Origin of the sequence: Vampirovibrio sp., assembly GCF_041737375.1 — a bacterium.
Taxonomy (GTDB): Bacteria; Cyanobacteriota; Vampirovibrionia; order Vampirovibrionales; family Vampirovibrionaceae; genus Vampirovibrio.
Map to the genome: position 1 here is coordinate 88,380 of NZ_JBGSRV010000018.1, position 17,743 is coordinate 106,122.

Here is a 17,743-nt window from a genome sequence, read left to right on the forward strand (position 1 = left end):
ACCGTCCCTTTCCAGGTGGGAAAACCCCTATTCAATTTTGATGAAATCATTGGACTGTAAGGAATTTTAAACGCCATGAGTACGCAACTGGATCCCATCGAGCTGGCCCTCAAGGCCCCCGTTACCAAAGCCAACCTGAACACCCATGTGTTTGTTTGTACCGGAACCTCCTGCAGCAAAAACAACAGCGAGGCCACCCTGGCCAAATTTTGGGAAGTTTTGGCGGAAAAAGGGCTACTCTACGGCAAACGGGGTTCTATGGAAGGTACGGTCATTGTAACCACTTGCGGCTCTATTGGACTGTGCGCCGTGGGGCCAGCGGTGATGATTTATCCCGCCGGGGTTTGGTACTACAACGTTCAGCCGGACGATGTACCTGAAATTGTAGACCAGCACATCATTGGCGGACACCATGTGGAGCGCTTGCTGGCCCTGCACTTTTAGTGCCAATACTTATCACGCCCTAATTTTGAATTATAACCACCACAAAAAAGCCTGAAGCGTTATGCCTCAGGCTTTTTAAATGGGTCAAAACAAATTAGCGTTTGGTGGGTGGCTTTTTAATACTGCGCTTGGCCGGACGCCCACCCCGACGGCGGTTCTTTGCCGCCTCGGCCTGAGCCACGGCAACAGCGGTGCCGCCACCATCTTCATCCTCTACAAAGTCATCATCATCATCGGCGTCATCGTCATAGTCTTCAGAATCATCCGAATCTGAAAGCCCCGCACTCATCCCGTCCGATTCATCATCGGCAGGTTCAATATCAGGGGTTTCCACAGGTTCAGTCTGCAATACATCCAGATCATCAAGGCTTTCCTCGATTACCCGCTTGACGGCACGACCACGGCGAGGTTTCTCAACCACCTCCACCTCGTCGACCTCCTCTTGCTCGGGGGCCGTATAGCGAACTTCACCGGCGGCTACGGCATTGACATCAGCAATCACCACCTCGGTGCCATCCTCATCATCAGAAGATTCCACTTCATCAGAGGCGCCATCGTCATCCGCTTCTTCCTCAGCCTCTTCCGGACGAGTCATTCTGCCACGGCGAGGTCTGCCAGCGGCTGGATGCTGCCGAGCCGGGGCTTCTTCAGCAGTAACTTCTGCCTCAGGCTCCTCAGCCCCTTCTTCGCTGCTGTCCTCTTCAAACTCATTGGCGTCTTCCAGCTCTCGACGTTCGGAAAAAGGAATATGCGCCGAGTTTTCAATGGAATGCACCAAAGAAACAATGTCGTTGGCCTTGGGATTGATGCGGGTTAAAACACTGTTAATGGGTCCGGGCAAGTAAGCCAGCTTGGTCACCAGCGATAGGCGAACCCCGGTCAGTTTGTAGAACTTCTCGCTGAAGTAATCCACCAACCCTTCCTGTTCGCTGGCCGGGTTCTTTTTGTTAGCCAAATTATTCAGCAATACCGTACCGGGTGTAATGTTGGATTGCGGCCCTTGTGGCTCGCCACCCTTCTTTTGAGTGGCCGCTTCCGCCAAATTGCCAAGCGCCACACGGGCTTTGTCTTTTTTGTTGCTGAGCGAAACCGCCGGTTTAGGCAGCTGCTGCAAGCGATTGGGTTGACGGGTGGGCAACTTGCTGCGGCCTTGCTGATGACGCCCGCCCCGGCCTTCGCCGCCTTCGCCGGTGTGCATCCAGCTGAACTCTTCCAGGGCATGCCCGGTGCCGCCGCAGGTGTTACAGCGCCTTGTAAAAATTTCGCTCAGAGATTGACCCTGACGGTGCCGGGTCATTTCCACCAGCCCTAAATCGGACAACTGGCCAATTTGAGGCTTGGATTTATCCGGGGCCAGCTCGTTTTCAAAGCTCTGTAGCACGGTCAACTGATTGGCCCGAGATTCCATATCAATGAAATCCACCACAATCATGCCGCCGATGTTCCGCAACCGCAGTTGCCGAGCGATTTCCTTGCAGGCTTCCAGGTTGGTTAGTTTAATGGTTTCCGCCTGCGATTGCAGACTGGTAAATTTGCCGGAGTTGACATCCACCACGGTTAAAGCCTCGGTGGGCTGAATGTAGAGGTAACCGCCACTGGGCAATGGTACTTTGGTGTTCAGGGCCAGCTTGATTTCCTTGTCCACCCCGGTGCCTACCAAAATGGGCTGGCTCCCTTGAAAATGGGTGACCTTCACCCCTTTGTCCATATTCCAGTTTTGCAACAGCTGCTGAGCCCGTTGTTGGCCAAAGGCGCTATCCACAATAATTTCGGTGACATCTTCATTCACCGCTTCCCGAATGACGCGGTACAACAAGTCCTGATCCCGATACAGCAAGGTAGGCGGGGCCGCCGTATCCGCCATGGATACGATATTCTGCCAGCGCTCCAGCAGGGTTTCAAAGTCTTCGGTAATATCCGATTCTTTCTGGTTAGAGGCTTCTGTACGAATGATCACCCCCACCCCAGGTGGTTTAATGAGGCTCACCACCGATTTTAAACGGGAGCGCTCAACGGTTTCCACAATTTTGCGGCTAATGCTAATACCCTTGGATTCCGGCATCATGACCAAAAAACGTCCGGGCAAACTCACATTGGTACTCACCCGAGGGCCTTTGTGGCCGGTGGGTTCTTTCATAATTTGAACCACCAGCTGCTGCTTGGGTTCCAAACGAGCCTTCAGGTCGCCTTTTCCGGGCACATCACTGGAGTGCAAAAAGCCCATTTTATCCCCGCCCACATTCACGAAAGCGGCATCAATACTGGGCAGAATATTTTCCACCGTAGCCAGATACACATCCCCTAGCAGCATATCGCCCCGGTGAATGATAAATTCAACGGCCCGATCATCTTCCATTAAAGCGGCGATGTTATCGTTTTCCGAAATTACAATTTTGCGTTTTGCCATAACTGAAATCCTTAAAACTTAAAAAACTTTCAATAACTGTTAAAAAACTCTTCATCAACTCGATTGGGTGAAAACAGGCTAAGTCTGGGAAGCCGGAATTGCTTCTTTCAACGGTTCCATTTCAATGCTGGTGCGGGTCAAAGACCATTTCAGCGTTGGATTGATTAAATCTAGCACCCAGGAGGGTTTGACAGAGGCAAGCCCGCGCTCCGTTAAGGCTGTTTCACCCAAAGCGTGGCCTTGAGCTGGAATACCCTGCTCATCAAGGTCATTGCTTTCGGGACGCGTTCCCTGGCTTGCGTTTGCATCAGTTCCCGTTTCTACCCCGTTCATGTGGTCGGCGTTCTGCGGTTTAATTGAAGCAGAGCTACCGTTTGTGCTGTTTCTTGCACCACTTCCGGCTTCAAGTCGCCGGAGGGTGAAGGAAACAGCCCCGTCTCCGTCGACCTCAAGATGTTCAAGGTATGGTACTAAATCTAAAACTTTTTTGGATGTCTGCTTGCGAGTGCCTGACTTTTGAGTCACCTCGACTTCGACTGGCAAAATCGATTGTGATTTCAGGAACGCAATGCGTTCACTCATATTAACCTGACTTCCCGAATCGGCGCAAGTCGTGTTTACAGAGTAATTTGCCCGATAACGCAAGGTGCGGATGCTGCGATCGATACTAGGGGTACCAATGGGGATTAAACGCTCCTCCAGAATCTGGCTCAACGGTGAAAGATACGGGTTCAAACGGGCCTGAACCCCGGTCATGCGCTCGGTCAGCTCAATATCCAGATATTCACCTTCCGCTTCCGTAAATAGAGGCAGGGCGGGGGCAAAGCCTATTTTGGGGCGAGGGTTAAACCCCTGACTGTAAGCCACGGGCAGTTTGCTGCGGGAGATGGCCCGGTAAATCATCCGAAACCAGTCCAGGTGAGAAATAAACTTTAAATCGCCTCGTTTTTCAATCTTCAGGCGAACCTTACACACCGGGTCTTTCTTGTTCTGGGGCGTCTCTTCCGGTTCCGACTCTCCCGAAATCGAGTTTTGAATGCGCTTTACGTTTTTAAAAGTAGGCGTTTCAATGAACTTGGGCCAGGTGCTATACGATCCGCACACCCCGCACACGCTGCACTCCTCAAAACAAGGGGTGGTGCTGCTGGCCTGAGTTGCTTTGCGGTATTCTTCCTGAAGCCATTGCTTGGTCAAGCCCACGTCAATGGGGTCCCAAGGCAAAACTTCATCCAAATCGCAACAGCGATCACGGGTATAGGCTTCATAATGAATGCCCTTTTCCTCCAGGGCCTCAAACCAGCGGGCGAAGTTCTTGGTGTCATCCCAGGCATCCAGATAAGCGCCTTTGCGATAAGCCGATTCAATCACATCGGCCAGCTCCACCCCTGCCCGAGAAATGACCGCTTCCAGCTTGCTGATTTCAGGATCGGTAAAATTCAGCTTCACCCCCCGAAAGGCCCGAAACTGCTCCCGCAGGTACTCAATCTTGTGGTAAAGCTGCTCCATGGTATCTTGGGCAAACCACTGAAAAGGGGTATGGGGTTTGGGCACAAAATTAGACAGGGTAACATTGATTTCCAGAAAGGTTTTTTTGGACAAGCCCGGTTCCCGCTTGATTTCCAGGCATTCCTGCTGCATGCGGCGCACAATGTCCACAATGCCATCCAAATCCGCATGGGTTTCGGTGGGCAGGCCAATCATAAAATATAGTTTTACCTTGTTCCAGCCCGCCCGGTAAGCGGTGGTAACCGCGTTCATGATTTCCCCATCGGTCAGGTTTTTGTTGATGACATCCCGCAGGCGGGTGGTACCAGCCTCGGGGGCGAAAGTAAGGGTACTTTTGCGAATGCTTTGCACCGCCTCGGCCACATCCAGACTAAAACGATCCGCGCGTTGACTGGGCAGCGACAGGGACACGTTCTCTTCGGCCAGCGCCTCAGACACTTCCAGAATCAAGGGCTTGAAATAAGAATAATCGGCAATAGACAACGACAATAGCGAACACTCTTCATAGCCCGTTTTTTGAATCTCTTTTAAAGCGGCGTTCTTGATGTTTTCAATGCTCTGCTCCCGCACCGGCAGGTTGATAAAGCAGGGTTGGCAAAAGCGGCACATCCGGTCGCATCCACGACGGGCCTCTACCGTAATACGGTCATGAACCGCCCCAATCAGGGGAATCAGTGGGGCCACATCCACCGGATTTTCGGCAATGTCCACAATGCGTTTATAGGCCTTGGCCGTCACACCCGGCACATACAAGCCTTCCAGCTGACCCAGCTGTTTAAGCAGTTCCGGCTTGGCCCAGCGTTCCTTTTTGCTTTTTTGAATCAAGGTTAAAACTTCAAGCAAAACCTCTTCGCCATCCCCAATAATAAAGGCGTCAAAAAAGGGAGAAAGGGGCATGGGATTGGCCGATCCAGGGCCTCCCGCAATCAGCAACGGGTAGCGCTGATCGCTGCGGTGTTCGCTGCGAAAGGGGATTTGGGCCGTTTCCAGCAAACCGAAAATGGTGGTGTAATTCAGTTCGTACTGCAGGGAAAAGGCCAGCGTGTCGAAATCTTTAAGCGGCACGAAGCTTTCCACCCCGTACAGGGGCATTTGATGCGCCAGAATTTTTTCCTTGAAGTCCGGGGCGGGGGCATAGACCCGATCGCACATAAAATCAGGCTGCTGGTTCACCAGAGAGTACAACATTTTCAGGCCGTAGTTGGAAAACCCAATCTCGTATAAATCGGGGAAAGCCACAGCCATACGCACCGCCGAACGGTCAAAGGACTTGTGGTAAGTACCCTGCTCCAGACCCAGGTAGCGCGCTGGCTTGAAAACATGTGGCAAGATTTCTTCCTCAAGGAATCGTTTGTCGATTTGAGGGGTGCTGGGGGTTTTGGAAACCTGGGATGTCTTGGAAAAAAGACTCATTGAACGAGCCAATCGTTATCAAATCTGGGTAACTGGGGAGTCCGACGCTTTAACTGGAACCACAAGGGGCATTCAGCCTAATTGGAGTATCGGCTCCCGATTTAAGATGGAAAGAGTATAGCTCAAATGCAGGCGCTTTGAAAGAGCATACCCGCTTTTAAAATGTTAAAAAAGCCAAAAAGTGACTGATGCCAAGGCAAAACGGGCGCTAGTTTTTAAATCCGGCAGCCTTAAAGGGTGTTCCCTGATCTTTTTTTCCATCCATGCTTTTAGCGCCCGCTTGTTTCAGTGCTTGAGCCAACTCAGTGTAATTCATCATTTCAGCCAAATACAAAGCGCTTTTGCCGGTGGACTGAACTTTGTCATGCACATTTGCCCCCGCTTCCACCAGCCGAAGGCCCACTTTTTCAGCATCCGGAGAACCGGATCGCAAGGCCAGCATCAAAGGCCCAAAGCCCTGAGCATCTTTCTGGTTTACATCGGCCCCGTTGTTTAACAACAAGTCAACCGCGGCCAGATGACCGTAGCGGGCGGCCCCAGCCAGTGCCTCATTTTTATTTTGCGGGGTGATACCCTGAGCCAGCAGCAAGGCCAAAACATCCACTTGTCCTTCCCGTGCGGCGTACACCATGGGGGATTGAGGCCAGGGAGCTTCGTAACGATAATTAGGGTCGGCTTGATGCCGAAGCAGAATGCCAGCCAACCAGACATTCCCCCGCATGGCGGCCAGCATCAAGGGAGACTCCCCATGATGGCTGAGTACATCGGGCTTGGCTCCCATTTGCAACAAACTACGGGCGGTGGTGCGATCATCGATAAAAGCCGTGTAATGCAACGGAGCAAAACCCTGGCAGTCCCGATAATCAGGACACAGGGCGGTTTTATTCAATAACATCCGCCACGAATCATTTTCGGTATTTTTAAGCGTGTTCAGGCGGTTAAATTCGGGTTCTGGAATTGTGGAAAAAGCCTCAAAAGTATCCTGACTGATTGAGAATTGCCACGCCCGAGCTGGAGGGAACGCTCGATTTTCCACTTTCCCAACGGCAGGCCCCTCACCACCGTGCGCCCTGGCACCCGCAGGCAACGGGCTCGCTTTTAACCTGGGTCTGGAAAACAGGCCAAAGGAACGAACATCCAACGGAGCAGAGGGATTAAACAGGCTCATCAAAATATCCAGCATTTTAAGAAACGTAATTACTACACTCTTAACAGAAAATCAGGAGACTGTCACCTGTCAACTTCAATGCGTTCCGCCCCTTAGCGATTGCGATTTTGAACCATTTTGCGTTTTAAGCGATTCATTCTGGATTGGGCGGAGCCTGATTTTTCCCCCAAAGGTGCTAGCCCAAGGTAGGCATAGTAATGATCGGCGGCCAAGGCATCCAAATCGCTTTTTTCATACGCTTCGGCCAGCCGGTAATGGGCTTCTGCGTTGCACTGGTTGTGGGTCAGCGCTTGTTTTAATTTTTCAATAGCAAGTGGGCGGGTTTGGGCAGAAGTCCAGTCTCTAGCCTCAGCCACCCCCATTTGAGATTGCCGCTTGGCTTGTGCCGCCCTGGACAGCCCCAGTCGGGCCGCGGCATTGTCAGGCAGGCTTTTTAAAACCAGTTGAAATGATTCTTCCGCCAAGTCGGGCAAGCCCATGGTTAAAAACAATTCGCCAAACACCATATCATTCCGATTGCCTTCTCCCGTGCGGCGGGCTTCACGCAAAGCGCTTTGCGCCTCCTGAAACTGAAAACGGGCCAACAAGAGCGTTCCTTTTTCAAAAGATTGATAGGGCTGTCGGCCGGGCTCTCGCAAGGCCACCTCAATCAACTCGGGGGCCTTGGCTTTATCAGGCGAAAGTTCCGCACCCATTTCCCGATCCAGTCGGGCGCTGATCAGGCGGGCTTCAAAGTTATTGGGTTGGTATTGCAACGCTTGTTCCGCATAGCGTTTGGCCTCGCCCTGACTGATTAAATCATCATCTCTCAGCTTTTGGCGGGCCAGTGCCGTTTTGGCCACAGACAGAGCCTGACCAACTTTGGCCTGATCCTCCGGGTGTTGGCCCAGCCAGGCACGATAGAGGGCAATGGCCACTTCTGGCTGCTGATTTTGAACGGAAAGCCGCCCCAGCCGCTCGGTGGCCTCCCAATCGGGCGAATTCGATTCCTGTAAGCGTTTCCAGTGAGACAAAGCCGCCGCGATATCGCCTCTGGATTCCAGATAGCCAGCCAGCCGCTCCCGAGCCTTGGTGAGTTCGGGTTTTAAGGCCAGCGCCTGCTGATAATGTTCCACCGCAGCGGCCCCGTTCCCCTGTTTTTCATAAATAAGCCCCAGTTGATAGTGGGCCGGGGCATGGGCCGGATTAAGCCACACCGTGCTGTTTAATTGAGCCAAGGCTTCATCCAGCCGGTTTTGCGCCGTATAGGCCACCGCCAGAAAATAATGGGCGGCATCATCGGCGGAATACCTTTGAATGGAGCGTTCTAAATAAGGAACCGCCTCATTATATTGTCCTTGCCGAACCAGCCATTCGCCCTGCCCGGTTAAAACCCGGTAATGATTGGGCGCCAGCAAAGAGGCCTTGCCAACTGCTTCACCCGCCTCCTGCATGCGGCCTTTGTCCATATAAATACGGGCCAGATGAAGATGGGCATCCACATAGCCCGGTTCATAACGCAAAGCGGTTAAAAAATGCTGAATGGCCTCATCCTGAAGCGCCTCTTTTTGATTGCGCACATGCTGATTGGAAGCGCTGGTTTGATAGTAGGCAATTTTGCCCAACCCATTCCAACCACCCGCAGCACGGGGGTTTTGGCGAATCGCTTGCTGGTATAAGGCTTTGGCCGCCCCCAGTTTATATTGCCCGGCCAGCCGATCGGCTTTGAGAATCAGCCCTGATGCGGGGAAATAGGCATGAACCGAAGGCGGAAGGGTTTGCGACTGTATCTGGCTGCTGAAGGAGGCGGACCCCTGCAAAGGGGACATCGCCAAGGCCGCAGGAATGGGCCAGTGGTGAAGCAAGGCACCGCAGGGGCCATACACACAGCCCATCATCAGGAGGGCGATGCACACAGGTGCCCGGTATTTTCTGTACTTTTTGTCAGGCTGTTTCCAGGCCATTGTAAACCCGTTCGATTGGCATAAAGCGGTCTTTCGCTGTTTTTATCTTCCTGCTTTTTAAAGCCCAACACTTCCTCTAAATTCCTGAGATCCATTGAGGTCCATTGAGATCCAGGGGGGGGAAGAAGAACAGGCGTTGTTCTGAAAATTACACCCCCATGGGGATGTTTGTTACGAATTATTACTCCCCACATGGGGAAGGACACCAAGGCATTTGCAGACTATACGGCTTGTAGCGTAAACAAATAGATGATTATACGGATTTGTAGTGGTGCAAAAGGCCGGTTTTAAAGTACTTTCCAGCGGTGGATTGAGTAGCCGGACGTTCGCATTCACCGCGATTTGATAAGATGATTTAAACAAATTACCCAGATTCAAGAGTGAGGGTTGTCGCCAGAATGAATTTTTTGAGCAAAGTTCTCAATTTTTCGGCGGAACGGTACCTGAAAACCGCAGGTGACCTGTTTATTTACGAAGGGGATTACGAATCCGCCTTAGGAATGGTGGAAAAAACCCTGGAAATGGAGCCTCAGGATATTCGGGCGCTGGTGCTGCGAGGCGACATTCTGTATTGCCTGAACCGGGATCAGGAAGCGTTGGAAACTTTTAACCGGGCGCTGGTCATTAATCCCCATAGCGTGGAAGCCTTAATTTCACGAGCCGGTGTTCTGGATGTATTGGGTAAATACCGTGAAGCGCTGGAATGCTGTAATCGGGCCTTTGAACAAATCCTGCCCTACCAAAAATTTTTACTGCCCAGCTTATACGATCAAAATATTGTGCTGCTGTTGCGGCTTAAAAAATACAGGCAAGCCCAGTTGTTACTAAGGGGCAGTGAAAATCGCCTGCCCAAAGAAGAACACGAGTATTTGCTGAGTTGTTACAGCCATATTCTGACCCGTTTGTCTGAAACCCGCCAAAAATCACGAGCCAAGGCCAAAGCATTAAACCTGGCCTTGCTCACGCAGGAAAAGACAAACCTGTAAGCACGCTTTATCTCCACTGGACACACCTTGTACCACTAGACGTGATTCTAGTGGTTTTTTTTTGCCTGCCCGTCCAACCCACGCCACCCACCTCAAATGCGCATCATTTCAAAAAACGATACGCATGATATCCGCGATGTTAACCTTTATAACTCGTTCCGCAATCCAGGCTTGTTAAATGTTTTTATTTAATCAAGAGACATACAGACGGTGGCTTCAATCCAAACCCTCCCCTTCCGTTCAGACCGTCCAAATTGTTTGATGTCGAAAGCAGCAAGCTTTCAGGCATTCAACATCAAACAGATTTCAACCCAGCCTATGTCCAACCCTGTAACAGCAATGTTACAGGGCTTTATTTTATCCGGCTTTAAACAATCAGGGAGCCACCTGTTGCATGGCCAACCGAATGGTTACCATCAACTTAATGGGTGAGCCGGGATCATAAAGCGTGTCCGTGGCCCCAGCGGTGTCTTTGTTATTGGATTCATTCACCACGTTAATGGCGGTCATTTCCATCAACTCTTTTTCCTGGGCCATCAATCTCAAAAAGCTCTGAATGGTATTGTAGGTGCCGCGAACCGCCAATTGATAACCAAAGGTGGTCAACATGGGTGGCGGCGGTGCCACAGGCTCTCCTTCCGCACCTTCTTCAGGCGTGGCAGCGTCCGCCGGTGCATTGGTGGCATCAGCGGCGGGTTCTCCCTCTGCCGAAGCTGTTGCGGAACTACTGATCAAAGGGTCCACCTCGGCAGGCGCCAGACTGATAAATTTATTGCCCGCCCCCGTGGCCAACCCCACCACCTGATCCAGCATCTGCTTAATGACCACTTCGCGGGTATCTTCCGTAAAGGTCTTTACTTTAATATCGGGTGGAATATCCGTATTTTTTTCAAGAATAGCAATTTGGCCGGTCAAAGAGTCTTTTTCAATTTGCAGGTTCTTTAACTCATCGCTTAACGCGTTAAACTGGGTGGTATTGGCTGTGTAAGCGTCAAACTGAGGAAGCCCCAGCCCCACAAAAATGGCAATGCCACCAGCCACCAAAGCGGCCCCAACCAATGTTTTTTCGTTTTGCCTTAATGCCATACCTACCTCAAGCTCCGGGGTTGGCGGGTGGGTTTTCCCCACTACTATCCGCACCCGGTGACACCTTGGGCGGCAGCAGGGAAGGATCCAGGTTGATGCCGCCGCTGATTTTAAAATCGTAAACCAAAGAACTGGCCATGCGGCCTTCTACAATTGAATCAATTAAAATGGCCTTGGTGTAAGGGGCCGCATCAAAACTTTTGGCAAAATTAATCACCGATTTATGATTCAGCGCCTTGCCGGTCAGCAGCAAGCCCTCGTTCACCTCTAAAGCCTGAATCCAGACTTGTTCAGGGGTCTTTTGTCTCAAGTCATCGGTCAGGGCCACATAAACCAGGTTCCGAATCTTGGCCTTTTCCAGCAGTTGAATCAAACTTTGATCCAGCTCCGCCTTACGCTTTAACTCCTCCTGCCGACTTTGCAGACCGGAAACCTCCACCTTGGCGCCCTCCACTTTGGATTGCGCCTCTGGAATCTGAGCACCCACTGAGCTGGCCATCAGCCATAAAACAATAGAAGCAAGCCCACTCAACACCATCAAAGTTACACCCAAGGGCATTAGCCAGGGCAATTTTCCCGAATCAGAACCACTGTCTCCAACATGGGAACCACTGGCCCCACTACTCACAGAAGTGCCTCCCGATTGATTCAAACCCGCATTGATATCCAAATCAAAAGGAAAGGGGACCACTGAAGTCATGGACGCCCCAATGGTAGCAAGCGATATGGGGTGAGACATGGAAATAGCGTTACCGATAGGGGCGCTGCGTACCGGACAGCCCAAATGGCTTGCCAGAACCGCTTCCATGGCAGGAGGCAGGTTGTGGGTCATCCACAAAACGGGTTGCAAGGTTTTGGTGGTTCGGCGAATCTCTTCCAGTAAATCTTCCACCACCATGTTGTCCTGGGCGGCGTTGGCAAAATCACGGGTGTCCATAGACAATTCCCGGAACTCCATAAGCTGATCAAATTGCCACAGGGAAAAGCGAATGCGAGAGGGATCCACCAGAATCATGCCCCAGTGAGCATCCTGACCCGCTTGCTGCACCAAGCTATCCAGAACCCCGGTACCGGCCATACCCCGCAGAACATTCAAAGGTTCCAGCCCAATGGTATGGACTTTCAGCTTTAAATCTTTCATCACTTTCAAATAAGCGGACAGCGCGTCGCTGCGCAGCGCCCCTAACATGAGTTGCTGCATGCTATGGGGCAATTGAGGGTTATCAATCACCACAAAATCAACGGCGGCCTCGGTGTTGTCAAAGGTTTTATAGCGCTCGGCTTCGCTGGATAGCGAAACATACAAACTGGAAGCATCCATGCCCTTGGGCATTTCCACCATGCGCAGCAAGGTGCCGGGAAGCGACAGATGAACGAGAGTAGGCCGGGGCTTGGCGGAACGCAACAGCTGGGAGATTAACTCTTTTAAAAACGTGATGTCCTGAATGGTATCCAGCTCAGGGTGAATCAACCCCTCTGGCATGGTCATGGATAACGCCTGTTGAATGGACAGGGTTTTATGGGAAAAAACCGCCAGTTCAACCGCATGATGTGAAATCGACAAGGCGGCAAAAACCGGCTTTTTGATCTTAGGGCTTACTGTCATGAAATCGCAGCCACACTCCAACGCTCACTCAAGATGTGAACAATATAGCATAGCTTGCCCGTTGTGGGGGCAATGAACCCATACAGGCCACAACCTTCATCCAAACAGAGGAGTAAAGTAATACCCTGAAGAAGAGGTTAGAGTGGCAAATTATCGAAATTTAACGCTCACTTAAAAAACCGATAACCCCGTAAGCGGCACTTTTTTGCAAGTGCCGGGGAGCGCTTTTGAGTAAATTGAAGCATTCCGCAATTAATGGGTCATCCGCCTCACTTTGGGGACGGCTGGAAATAAACAGGTAATCGGGGCGCTCGTTGAAAAACCATTCCATGGGCTTTTTGTACAGCTTGGAAAGCATGTACAGCTCCACGGCTTCCAGCTTCCGATTCCCGGACTCGAATGAGGACACCGCCGACGTGGGAATTTGTAAATAACGGGCCACCACTTCCTGCTTTAATTTAGCCTCTTGTCGGGCCTGTTTCAGGAGAAGACAAAACTGTTTTCGATCATTTATCATAAAGGGGCTGAACCTCCAGCTATTCCGCTGAATAAAAAGTCGACCCATTTCCGGGAAACTTTAATTTTTAGTATGAAAGCTTAACCTATGAGTGATTCCCCCATTTCCGACGCTTCCAAACAGACCCTTAGAAAACAAGCGCTTGCCCTGCGGGCCACCCTGCCCATGGCCAGCCTGAGCGCGCTGATCTGTCAAAAAATCGCCACCCACCCGGCCATTATTAAAGCCAGCCGGGTGCTGTTTTATTACCCTTTACGTACAGAACCCGACTTGCGAGCGCTGGCGAACCAGTTTCCTGACAAAAACTGGTTTCTCCCCGTCATGAAATCCGGGCAAGGCATGAGGTTTTACCCCTACCAGCCCCAAAAGCCGCTAAGGCCCGGAAAGCACGGCATTCTGGAACCGGAGGCATCAGAGGAGGCGGCAGCCATTGGCCCAGAACACTTGCAAGCGGATGATGTCATGATTCTGCCCGGATTGCTGTTTGACCAAAGCGGGTACCGCCTGGGTTATGGGCAGGGCAATTTCGACCGCTTTTTGGGGCAGGCGCATGAGCAGGGGCAGACCTGTGTGACCATCGGCGCTGTTCCCAGTGATTTATTATGGGAAAACCTGCCCGTGGAAGGGTGGGATTTGCCGGTAGACTGGCTGATTACCGAACATCACATCTGGTCTGCCCATGCGGAAAGAGAGGGGTCGTCAAATTTTGACGGTTGACCGACTCATCCGCTTTGGGTATAACTAAATTCCGCAACAAAAGCGGGCGCTTAGCTCAGTTGGTAGAGCGTCTCGTTTACACCGAGAGGGTCGGCGGTTCGAGTCCGTCAGCGCCCACCATTTGATTTTAAAAGCCTTGAAACCTTTTCAAGGCTTTTTTAACGTTAATAATTCGCGCGCCTCAAAATACGACGTTCCGCCTCGATGGAAGCCTGCATTTTCATCAAGTCCAGGGTACTCATGGTGAGAAACGGGTTTTTATCACACACTTGCAATTGCTTTAAATTTTCGTCCAACCGATCAAAAGCTTCCAGGTAATCGTGATGGATTTGGGCCGATTTTTCGTCTGTAAATTTTCGGGCCAACAAAATAAAGCCATCTCGGGTTACCCGAAACATGGTTTGCAATTCGCCTTCGGGATCGGTGTAGCTCACTTCGGTAAAGTTAGTGTTGCGAAACGTCAGAGAACATTCCAGGTGCCGGATGTCTTCTAACAGTTCCTCGTGCTGGATGCGAAAGACCCACGCCATGTTTTGTGTATTAGTCACTGGCCCCCCATCAATAATTCTAACCTCAGGGTTGATGGGCCGGGACGTGTAAGCCATATCGCACTCCTTATCTTGCTTGAAGGAACCTAGTAAATTGAGAAGGGAATTTACAAATCGTATTAATTGCTTTGACTGCTTTGTTTTAGTCAGTCGTCACTCCTGCTTTTAACGGATATCGCCGGATTCGGGCAAAACTTTAATTTTTGTCTTTCCCCCTGAATCCAGCGAGCAAAGGCCATTACCAAAAACAAAAACGCTGCTTGGGAAAGGTCTTGGCACCCAAAGCGGGCGGTCTTTAAAATTCAAGGTTTCGGATTTCAGGCCGATAATCCGGTAGAATCAACCGGGGCAAACGGGAGTCAGAAACACCATGTCATTCATCCTTCGTAACGGCCATAACGGCATTCCTTATTTACTGGCCGGGTTGCTGTGGATGGGACCAACCGCAATGGCGGCCAAGTATCAGGATGTTTATTTAAATGACAACCGGGTGTGTAAAGCTTGTCGGCTTGAGGTGGTCAATCCTGATAGCGTTCGCTTGACCAACCGGGAAGGCCATCGGGTGTTGGTGAAACCCAAAGACATATTGGGCATCGATCAGCATCCGGTATGGCGAAAACTGATTTTTAGCAGCTTGCATGGCATTGGTCTACCCGGCCCGGTAATTGTGCCAAATGCCTTTGAAGACGGGCGGGACTACGCCTGCAAGTATTGCGAGCCCCCTTAGCCCTCTATGGATCTGTCTAGCGATTCATGGAGCCGTCCGGCCATTGTGCGGCGCTGGCTGTCTGATTGCGGTTTAAAACCTGACGGGCCCGCTCAAAAACCTGATCAAACATAGGTTCCGTTAATCGGCCGGTAAAGGTATTTTGCTGGCTGGGGTGATATGAGCCAATCAGGGTTAACCCTTGCTGCAATTCATACACCAGCCCATGGCCAAATTTAGGCTTGGGCTGCCCTTTGGGCAAGGCCAAGCGGGGTTCCCGCAAAATAGCATCCCAGGCCACTTTGCCCAAGGCCACCACCACCTGAATATTTTTAAGCAAGGCCAGTTCAGTGGTTAAATAGGAACGACAATTCAGGATTTCGGCAGGCAGTAGCTTGTTATCAGGGGGTGCGCAATGGGCCACCGCGCTCAGGTAGCAATCGGATAAATACAAGCCATCCGACAGATTGATGGATTCCGCCTGATTGGCAAAACCCGCCTTGTGCAAGGCCCGATACAACCAGTTTCCGCTGCGATCGCCGGTAAACATGCGCCCGGTTCGATTTCCCCCATGCGCCGCCGGGGCCAAGCCCACCAGCAAAACACGGGCGTTGGGATCTCCCAAACTGGGCACCGGACGGCCCCAATATCGATCATCCGCAAAGCGTTTCACCTTCACCTCGGCAACCAGTTCCCGCCACGCCACCAACCGTTCGCACCGTCGGCAGCCGATCAAATCCGACATCAGGCCAGCCAGATCCTTCTCAGGCCCCAACGCCTGAGGGGAAGGGGTAACGGTATTGTTTGCAGTAGGGGCGGTTGTTTTTTTGTGGGGCATCATCATTCTATTAATGCCAAATCAAAGGTAAATTTCAATTTTTAAATGCGCCTGATGATCTCCTTAACACCCAAAAAGGCCGAAACGCATTCGACCTTTCTGGTGTGCTTAAAGCGCAGTGCTAAATCATGGCAGGACTATCGCCGGTTCCAAAATTTGCGAACGTAATGATAACCAGCGCCGCTACCCGCACCCAACACAGCGCCGTTGGTTTTGCTGCGTCCGGTGGCATAGCTGGCTCCGGTGCCAATCACAGCGCCCTGAGCGGTATTTCGTAATAAGGGCTTGTCCTTGAAAAATCGGGACTGGGTCATCAGGCCGGTGCCAACACCCACGGCGGCCCCGGTTGCAGCCCCTTTACCCACGGAGGTACGATCCGACATGACCCCCACAGCGGCACCGGCAGCGGCGCCAATAGCACCCTGTTTCACGGCTGGTTTACGCCAGATATCATCGGCAAAAGCGCTGGATGTTAAACCGGTTGTCACCAATGCGGCCACAACCAAAATACTGGCTTGCTGATAAAGCTTGTGGCTCAAAATGCGATCATTCATCATGTTCCCTCCTTAATTCCAAATTGCGAACCTGGCTATCGCGCGTGCTGTTTTTTATCTGTAAACTATCAGGACGCCCCAGCCATTTTATGGTTCCGCTTCACGGGCGAAGCACTCTTATTCTATCCTATGCTAATCTACCACTCAGGGGTTCAAAAAGTTTCACAGGGGGATTGTCCTATTACACATCAGCCTGACTCTATCAGTATTACAGGGAAACCCGGTTTCATCGGGAAGGCTTCGTATGGGGCCAGTCAAATCGTGTCGTTTCTTAAAACGCTGACCCAGCGAATGATTCAGCATGATTGCGCCGGACTGGCGGCGGAAATGTGCTACAACTGGATGATTTCACTGCTTCCCATGATTATTTTCATTTTCACCTTGTTTGGCCTCATGAACGCCCAACCCGAATTGTTTGCCCAAGTGGCCCGAGTGCTACAGCGATTGATTCCGGGAGAGGCTTTTCATATGGTGGAAGCCAGCATTCGGGCCTTGATTGCCGACAGTACCAGTGAACTGGCCCTTTTAAGTTTGCTGGCCTCGTTGTGGACCGCTTCCAACGGGGCGGTCACCCTGGAAAAAGCGTTCATCCGTTTTTATGGCATGGAGTCCAGAACACCGGGTTTTTGGCAGCAACGCGCCATTGCCATTCTCTTGATACTGGGGCTGGCTTTTATTGTGCTGGTTTGTGCCAACCTGATTATTTTTGGAGAGCTGATTATCCAAATTTTGCAAACCGGGTTAAACCTGCCCAACAGCGCTATCGACTTTATGAGCTGGGGCCGGTGGGCCTTGTCTGTTTCCAGCCTTCTGGTAATTAGCTGGTTTGTGTATTCCATGGTGCCAAGGCCTCTGGGTCCTCAGTCCTGGAAAAAAATGTGGCCTGGCGCTTTGGTGTTTGTGCCGTTGTGGATTCTGTTTTCATTCCTGTTTAGCCAATATGTCCATAATATGGGCAATTACAGCAAAATTTACGGCCCCATGGGCGCCATTATTATTTTGATGATTTGGCTCTATCTCACCTCATTTGCGCTACTGGTGGGGGGAGAAGTGAACGCCTTATTGCTGGAACAAGAACTGGAACCTGCTCCCAGCGAGTCACTTTCCTGAGTCTCCAAAACATCATTTCTGCCAATGGTTACTCTGCTTTTTCTGTGCATTTTTTTTCAATCCTTCCAGTAGGATGGCCTCTTGCAATTGTGACGTTTCTAAAACAATTTTAAGATTTAAAACGGCTTTCAAAAAATTTTTAAGAAAGCAACTATTTAAAGTATATTGATTGCAATTTAAATAGTAATGTTGAA

At 51.1% G+C, this 17,743-nt stretch carries 15 protein-coding genes and 1 tRNA gene; 6 read left to right on the forward strand and 10 right to left on the reverse strand.

Features of this window, described 5'->3' with window-relative positions; all coding sequences use genetic code 11:
• Positions 1–75 precede the first annotated feature (75 nt).
• On the forward strand, positions 76–444 hold the full coding sequence (locus ACEW81_RS11885) for a (2Fe-2S) ferredoxin domain-containing protein (RefSeq protein WP_373533205.1): 369 nt from the start codon (positions 76–78) through the stop codon (positions 442–444).
• Between the two features lie 94 nt (positions 445–538).
• On the opposite strand, the gene ACEW81_RS11890 is transcribed toward ACEW81_RS11885, so the two are convergent.
• The 4 genes from ACEW81_RS11890 to ACEW81_RS11905 all read right to left on the reverse strand — a co-directional run bounded on the left by ACEW81_RS11890 (position 539) and on the right by ACEW81_RS11905 (position 8,881).
• Positions 539–2,851, reverse strand: coding sequence for an Rne/Rng family ribonuclease (locus tag ACEW81_RS11890; protein ID WP_373533206.1), 2,313 nt, complete (start codon positions 2,849–2,851; stop codon positions 539–541).
• Positions 2,852–2,929: 78 nt separating this feature from the next.
• A complete protein-coding gene (locus ACEW81_RS11895) occupies positions 2,930–5,770 on the reverse strand; it encodes a TIGR03936 family radical SAM-associated protein (protein WP_373533207.1) in 2,841 nt (946 codons plus the stop codon).
• A 208-nt stretch (positions 5,771–5,978) separates the two neighbouring features.
• Positions 5,979–6,938 carry an ankyrin repeat domain-containing protein gene (locus ACEW81_RS11900; RefSeq protein ID WP_373533208.1) on the reverse strand — a complete coding sequence of 320 codons (960 nt, stop codon included), beginning with the start codon at positions 6,936–6,938 and terminating at the stop codon, positions 5,979–5,981.
• Between the two features lie 92 nt (positions 6,939–7,030).
• Positions 7,031–8,881 carry a tetratricopeptide repeat protein gene (locus ACEW81_RS11905; protein WP_373533209.1) on the reverse strand — a complete coding sequence of 617 codons (1,851 nt, stop codon included), beginning with the start codon at positions 8,879–8,881 and terminating at the stop codon, positions 7,031–7,033.
• Positions 8,882–9,279: 398 nt separating this feature from the next.
• Between ACEW81_RS11905 and ACEW81_RS11910 the strand changes: the two genes are divergently transcribed.
• Positions 9,280–9,867: a tetratricopeptide repeat protein gene (locus ACEW81_RS11910; RefSeq protein WP_373533210.1), complete on the forward strand. Its 588-nt coding sequence runs from the start codon at positions 9,280–9,282 to the stop codon at positions 9,865–9,867.
• Between the two features lie 375 nt (positions 9,868–10,242).
• Here ACEW81_RS11910 and ACEW81_RS11915 read toward each other — a convergent pair whose 3' ends face one another.
• The 3 genes from ACEW81_RS11915 to ACEW81_RS11925 form a co-directional block, all read right to left on the reverse strand.
• A complete protein-coding gene (locus tag ACEW81_RS11915; RefSeq protein WP_373533211.1) occupies positions 10,243–10,953 on the reverse strand; it encodes a hypothetical protein in 711 nt (236 codons plus the stop codon).
• Positions 10,954–10,960: 7 nt separating this feature from the next.
• Entirely contained in the window at positions 10,961–12,559 is a 1,599-nt protein-coding gene (gene pilM / locus ACEW81_RS11920) for a pilus assembly protein PilM (protein WP_373533212.1), read from the reverse strand.
• A gap of 160 nt (positions 12,560–12,719) precedes the next feature.
• Complete coding sequence (locus ACEW81_RS11925; RefSeq protein WP_373533213.1) at positions 12,720–13,076, reverse strand: helix-turn-helix domain-containing protein; 357 nt, start codon at positions 13,074–13,076, stop codon at positions 12,720–12,722.
• Between the two features lie 87 nt (positions 13,077–13,163).
• Between ACEW81_RS11925 and ACEW81_RS11930 the strand changes: the two genes are divergently transcribed.
• Together ACEW81_RS11930 and ACEW81_RS11935 are read left to right on the forward strand one after the other, a co-directional pair.
• Positions 13,164–13,793, forward strand: coding sequence for a 5-formyltetrahydrofolate cyclo-ligase (locus ACEW81_RS11930; protein ID WP_373533214.1), 630 nt, complete (start codon positions 13,164–13,166; stop codon positions 13,791–13,793).
• 44 nt (positions 13,794–13,837) lie between these two features.
• Positions 13,838–13,913: transfer RNA gene (locus ACEW81_RS11935), tRNA-Val, on the forward strand.
• Positions 13,914–13,957: 44 nt separating this feature from the next.
• Here the strand turns inward: ACEW81_RS11935 and ACEW81_RS11940 are convergent.
• Positions 13,958–14,398: a Rha family transcriptional regulator gene (locus tag ACEW81_RS11940; protein ID WP_373533215.1), complete on the reverse strand. Its 441-nt coding sequence runs from the start codon at positions 14,396–14,398 to the stop codon at positions 13,958–13,960.
• A 313-nt stretch (positions 14,399–14,711) separates the two neighbouring features.
• Here ACEW81_RS11940 and ACEW81_RS11945 point away from each other — a divergent pair, with 313 nt between their 5' ends.
• Positions 14,712–15,068 carry a hypothetical protein gene (locus ACEW81_RS11945; RefSeq protein WP_373533216.1) on the forward strand — a complete coding sequence of 119 codons (357 nt, stop codon included), beginning with the start codon at positions 14,712–14,714 and terminating at the stop codon, positions 15,066–15,068.
• Between the two features lie 16 nt (positions 15,069–15,084).
• Here ACEW81_RS11945 and ACEW81_RS11950 read toward each other — a convergent pair whose 3' ends face one another.
• Both ACEW81_RS11950 and ACEW81_RS11955 read right to left on the reverse strand, forming a co-directional pair.
• Complete coding sequence (locus ACEW81_RS11950) at positions 15,085–15,891, reverse strand: uracil-DNA glycosylase (RefSeq protein ID WP_373533217.1); 807 nt, start codon at positions 15,889–15,891, stop codon at positions 15,085–15,087.
• A gap of 131 nt (positions 15,892–16,022) precedes the next feature.
• Entirely contained in the window at positions 16,023–16,442 is a 420-nt protein-coding gene (locus tag ACEW81_RS11955) for a YMGG-like glycine zipper-containing protein (protein ID WP_373533218.1), read from the reverse strand.
• 258 nt (positions 16,443–16,700) lie between these two features.
• Between ACEW81_RS11955 and ACEW81_RS11960 the strand changes: the two genes are divergently transcribed.
• A complete protein-coding gene (locus ACEW81_RS11960; protein WP_373533219.1) occupies positions 16,701–17,549 on the forward strand; it encodes a YihY/virulence factor BrkB family protein in 849 nt (282 codons plus the stop codon).
• Positions 17,550–17,743 lie beyond the last annotated feature (194 nt).

Excerpts from the sequence above, each read along its gene's own strand:
- ACEW81_RS11955 (WP_373533218.1), bottom strand. The coding sequence starts at position 16,442 with ATGATGAATGATCGCATTTTGAGCCACAAGCTTTATCAGCAAGCCAGT.
- ACEW81_RS11915 (WP_373533211.1), bottom strand. The coding sequence starts at position 10,953 with ATGGCATTAAGGCAAAACGAAAAAACATTGGTTGGGGCCGCTTTGGTG.
- ACEW81_RS11945 (WP_373533216.1), top strand. The coding sequence starts at position 14,712 with ATGTCATTCATCCTTCGTAACGGCCATAACGGCATTCCTTATTTACTG.
- ACEW81_RS11910 (WP_373533210.1), top strand. The coding sequence starts at position 9,280 with ATGAATTTTTTGAGCAAAGTTCTCAATTTTTCGGCGGAACGGTACCTG.
- ACEW81_RS11950 (WP_373533217.1), bottom strand. The coding sequence starts at position 15,891 with ATGATGATGCCCCACAAAAAAACAACCGCCCCTACTGCAAACAATACC.
- ACEW81_RS11890 (WP_373533206.1), bottom strand. The coding sequence starts at position 2,851 with ATGGCAAAACGCAAAATTGTAATTTCGGAAAACGATAACATCGCCGCT.
- ACEW81_RS11895 (WP_373533207.1), bottom strand. The coding sequence starts at position 5,770 with ATGAGTCTTTTTTCCAAGACATCCCAGGTTTCCAAAACCCCCAGCACC.
- ACEW81_RS11930 (WP_373533214.1), top strand. The coding sequence starts at position 13,164 with ATGAGTGATTCCCCCATTTCCGACGCTTCCAAACAGACCCTTAGAAAA.
- ACEW81_RS11925 (WP_373533213.1), bottom strand. The coding sequence starts at position 13,076 with ATGATAAATGATCGAAAACAGTTTTGTCTTCTCCTGAAACAGGCCCGA.
- ACEW81_RS11905 (WP_373533209.1), bottom strand. The coding sequence starts at position 8,881 with ATGGCCTGGAAACAGCCTGACAAAAAGTACAGAAAATACCGGGCACCT.
- pilM (WP_373533212.1), bottom strand. The coding sequence starts at position 12,559 with ATGACAGTAAGCCCTAAGATCAAAAAGCCGGTTTTTGCCGCCTTGTCG.
- ACEW81_RS11900 (WP_373533208.1), bottom strand. The coding sequence starts at position 6,938 with ATGAGCCTGTTTAATCCCTCTGCTCCGTTGGATGTTCGTTCCTTTGGC.
- ACEW81_RS11940 (WP_373533215.1), bottom strand. The coding sequence starts at position 14,398 with ATGGCTTACACGTCCCGGCCCATCAACCCTGAGGTTAGAATTATTGAT.
- ACEW81_RS11885 (WP_373533205.1), top strand. The coding sequence starts at position 76 with ATGAGTACGCAACTGGATCCCATCGAGCTGGCCCTCAAGGCCCCCGTT.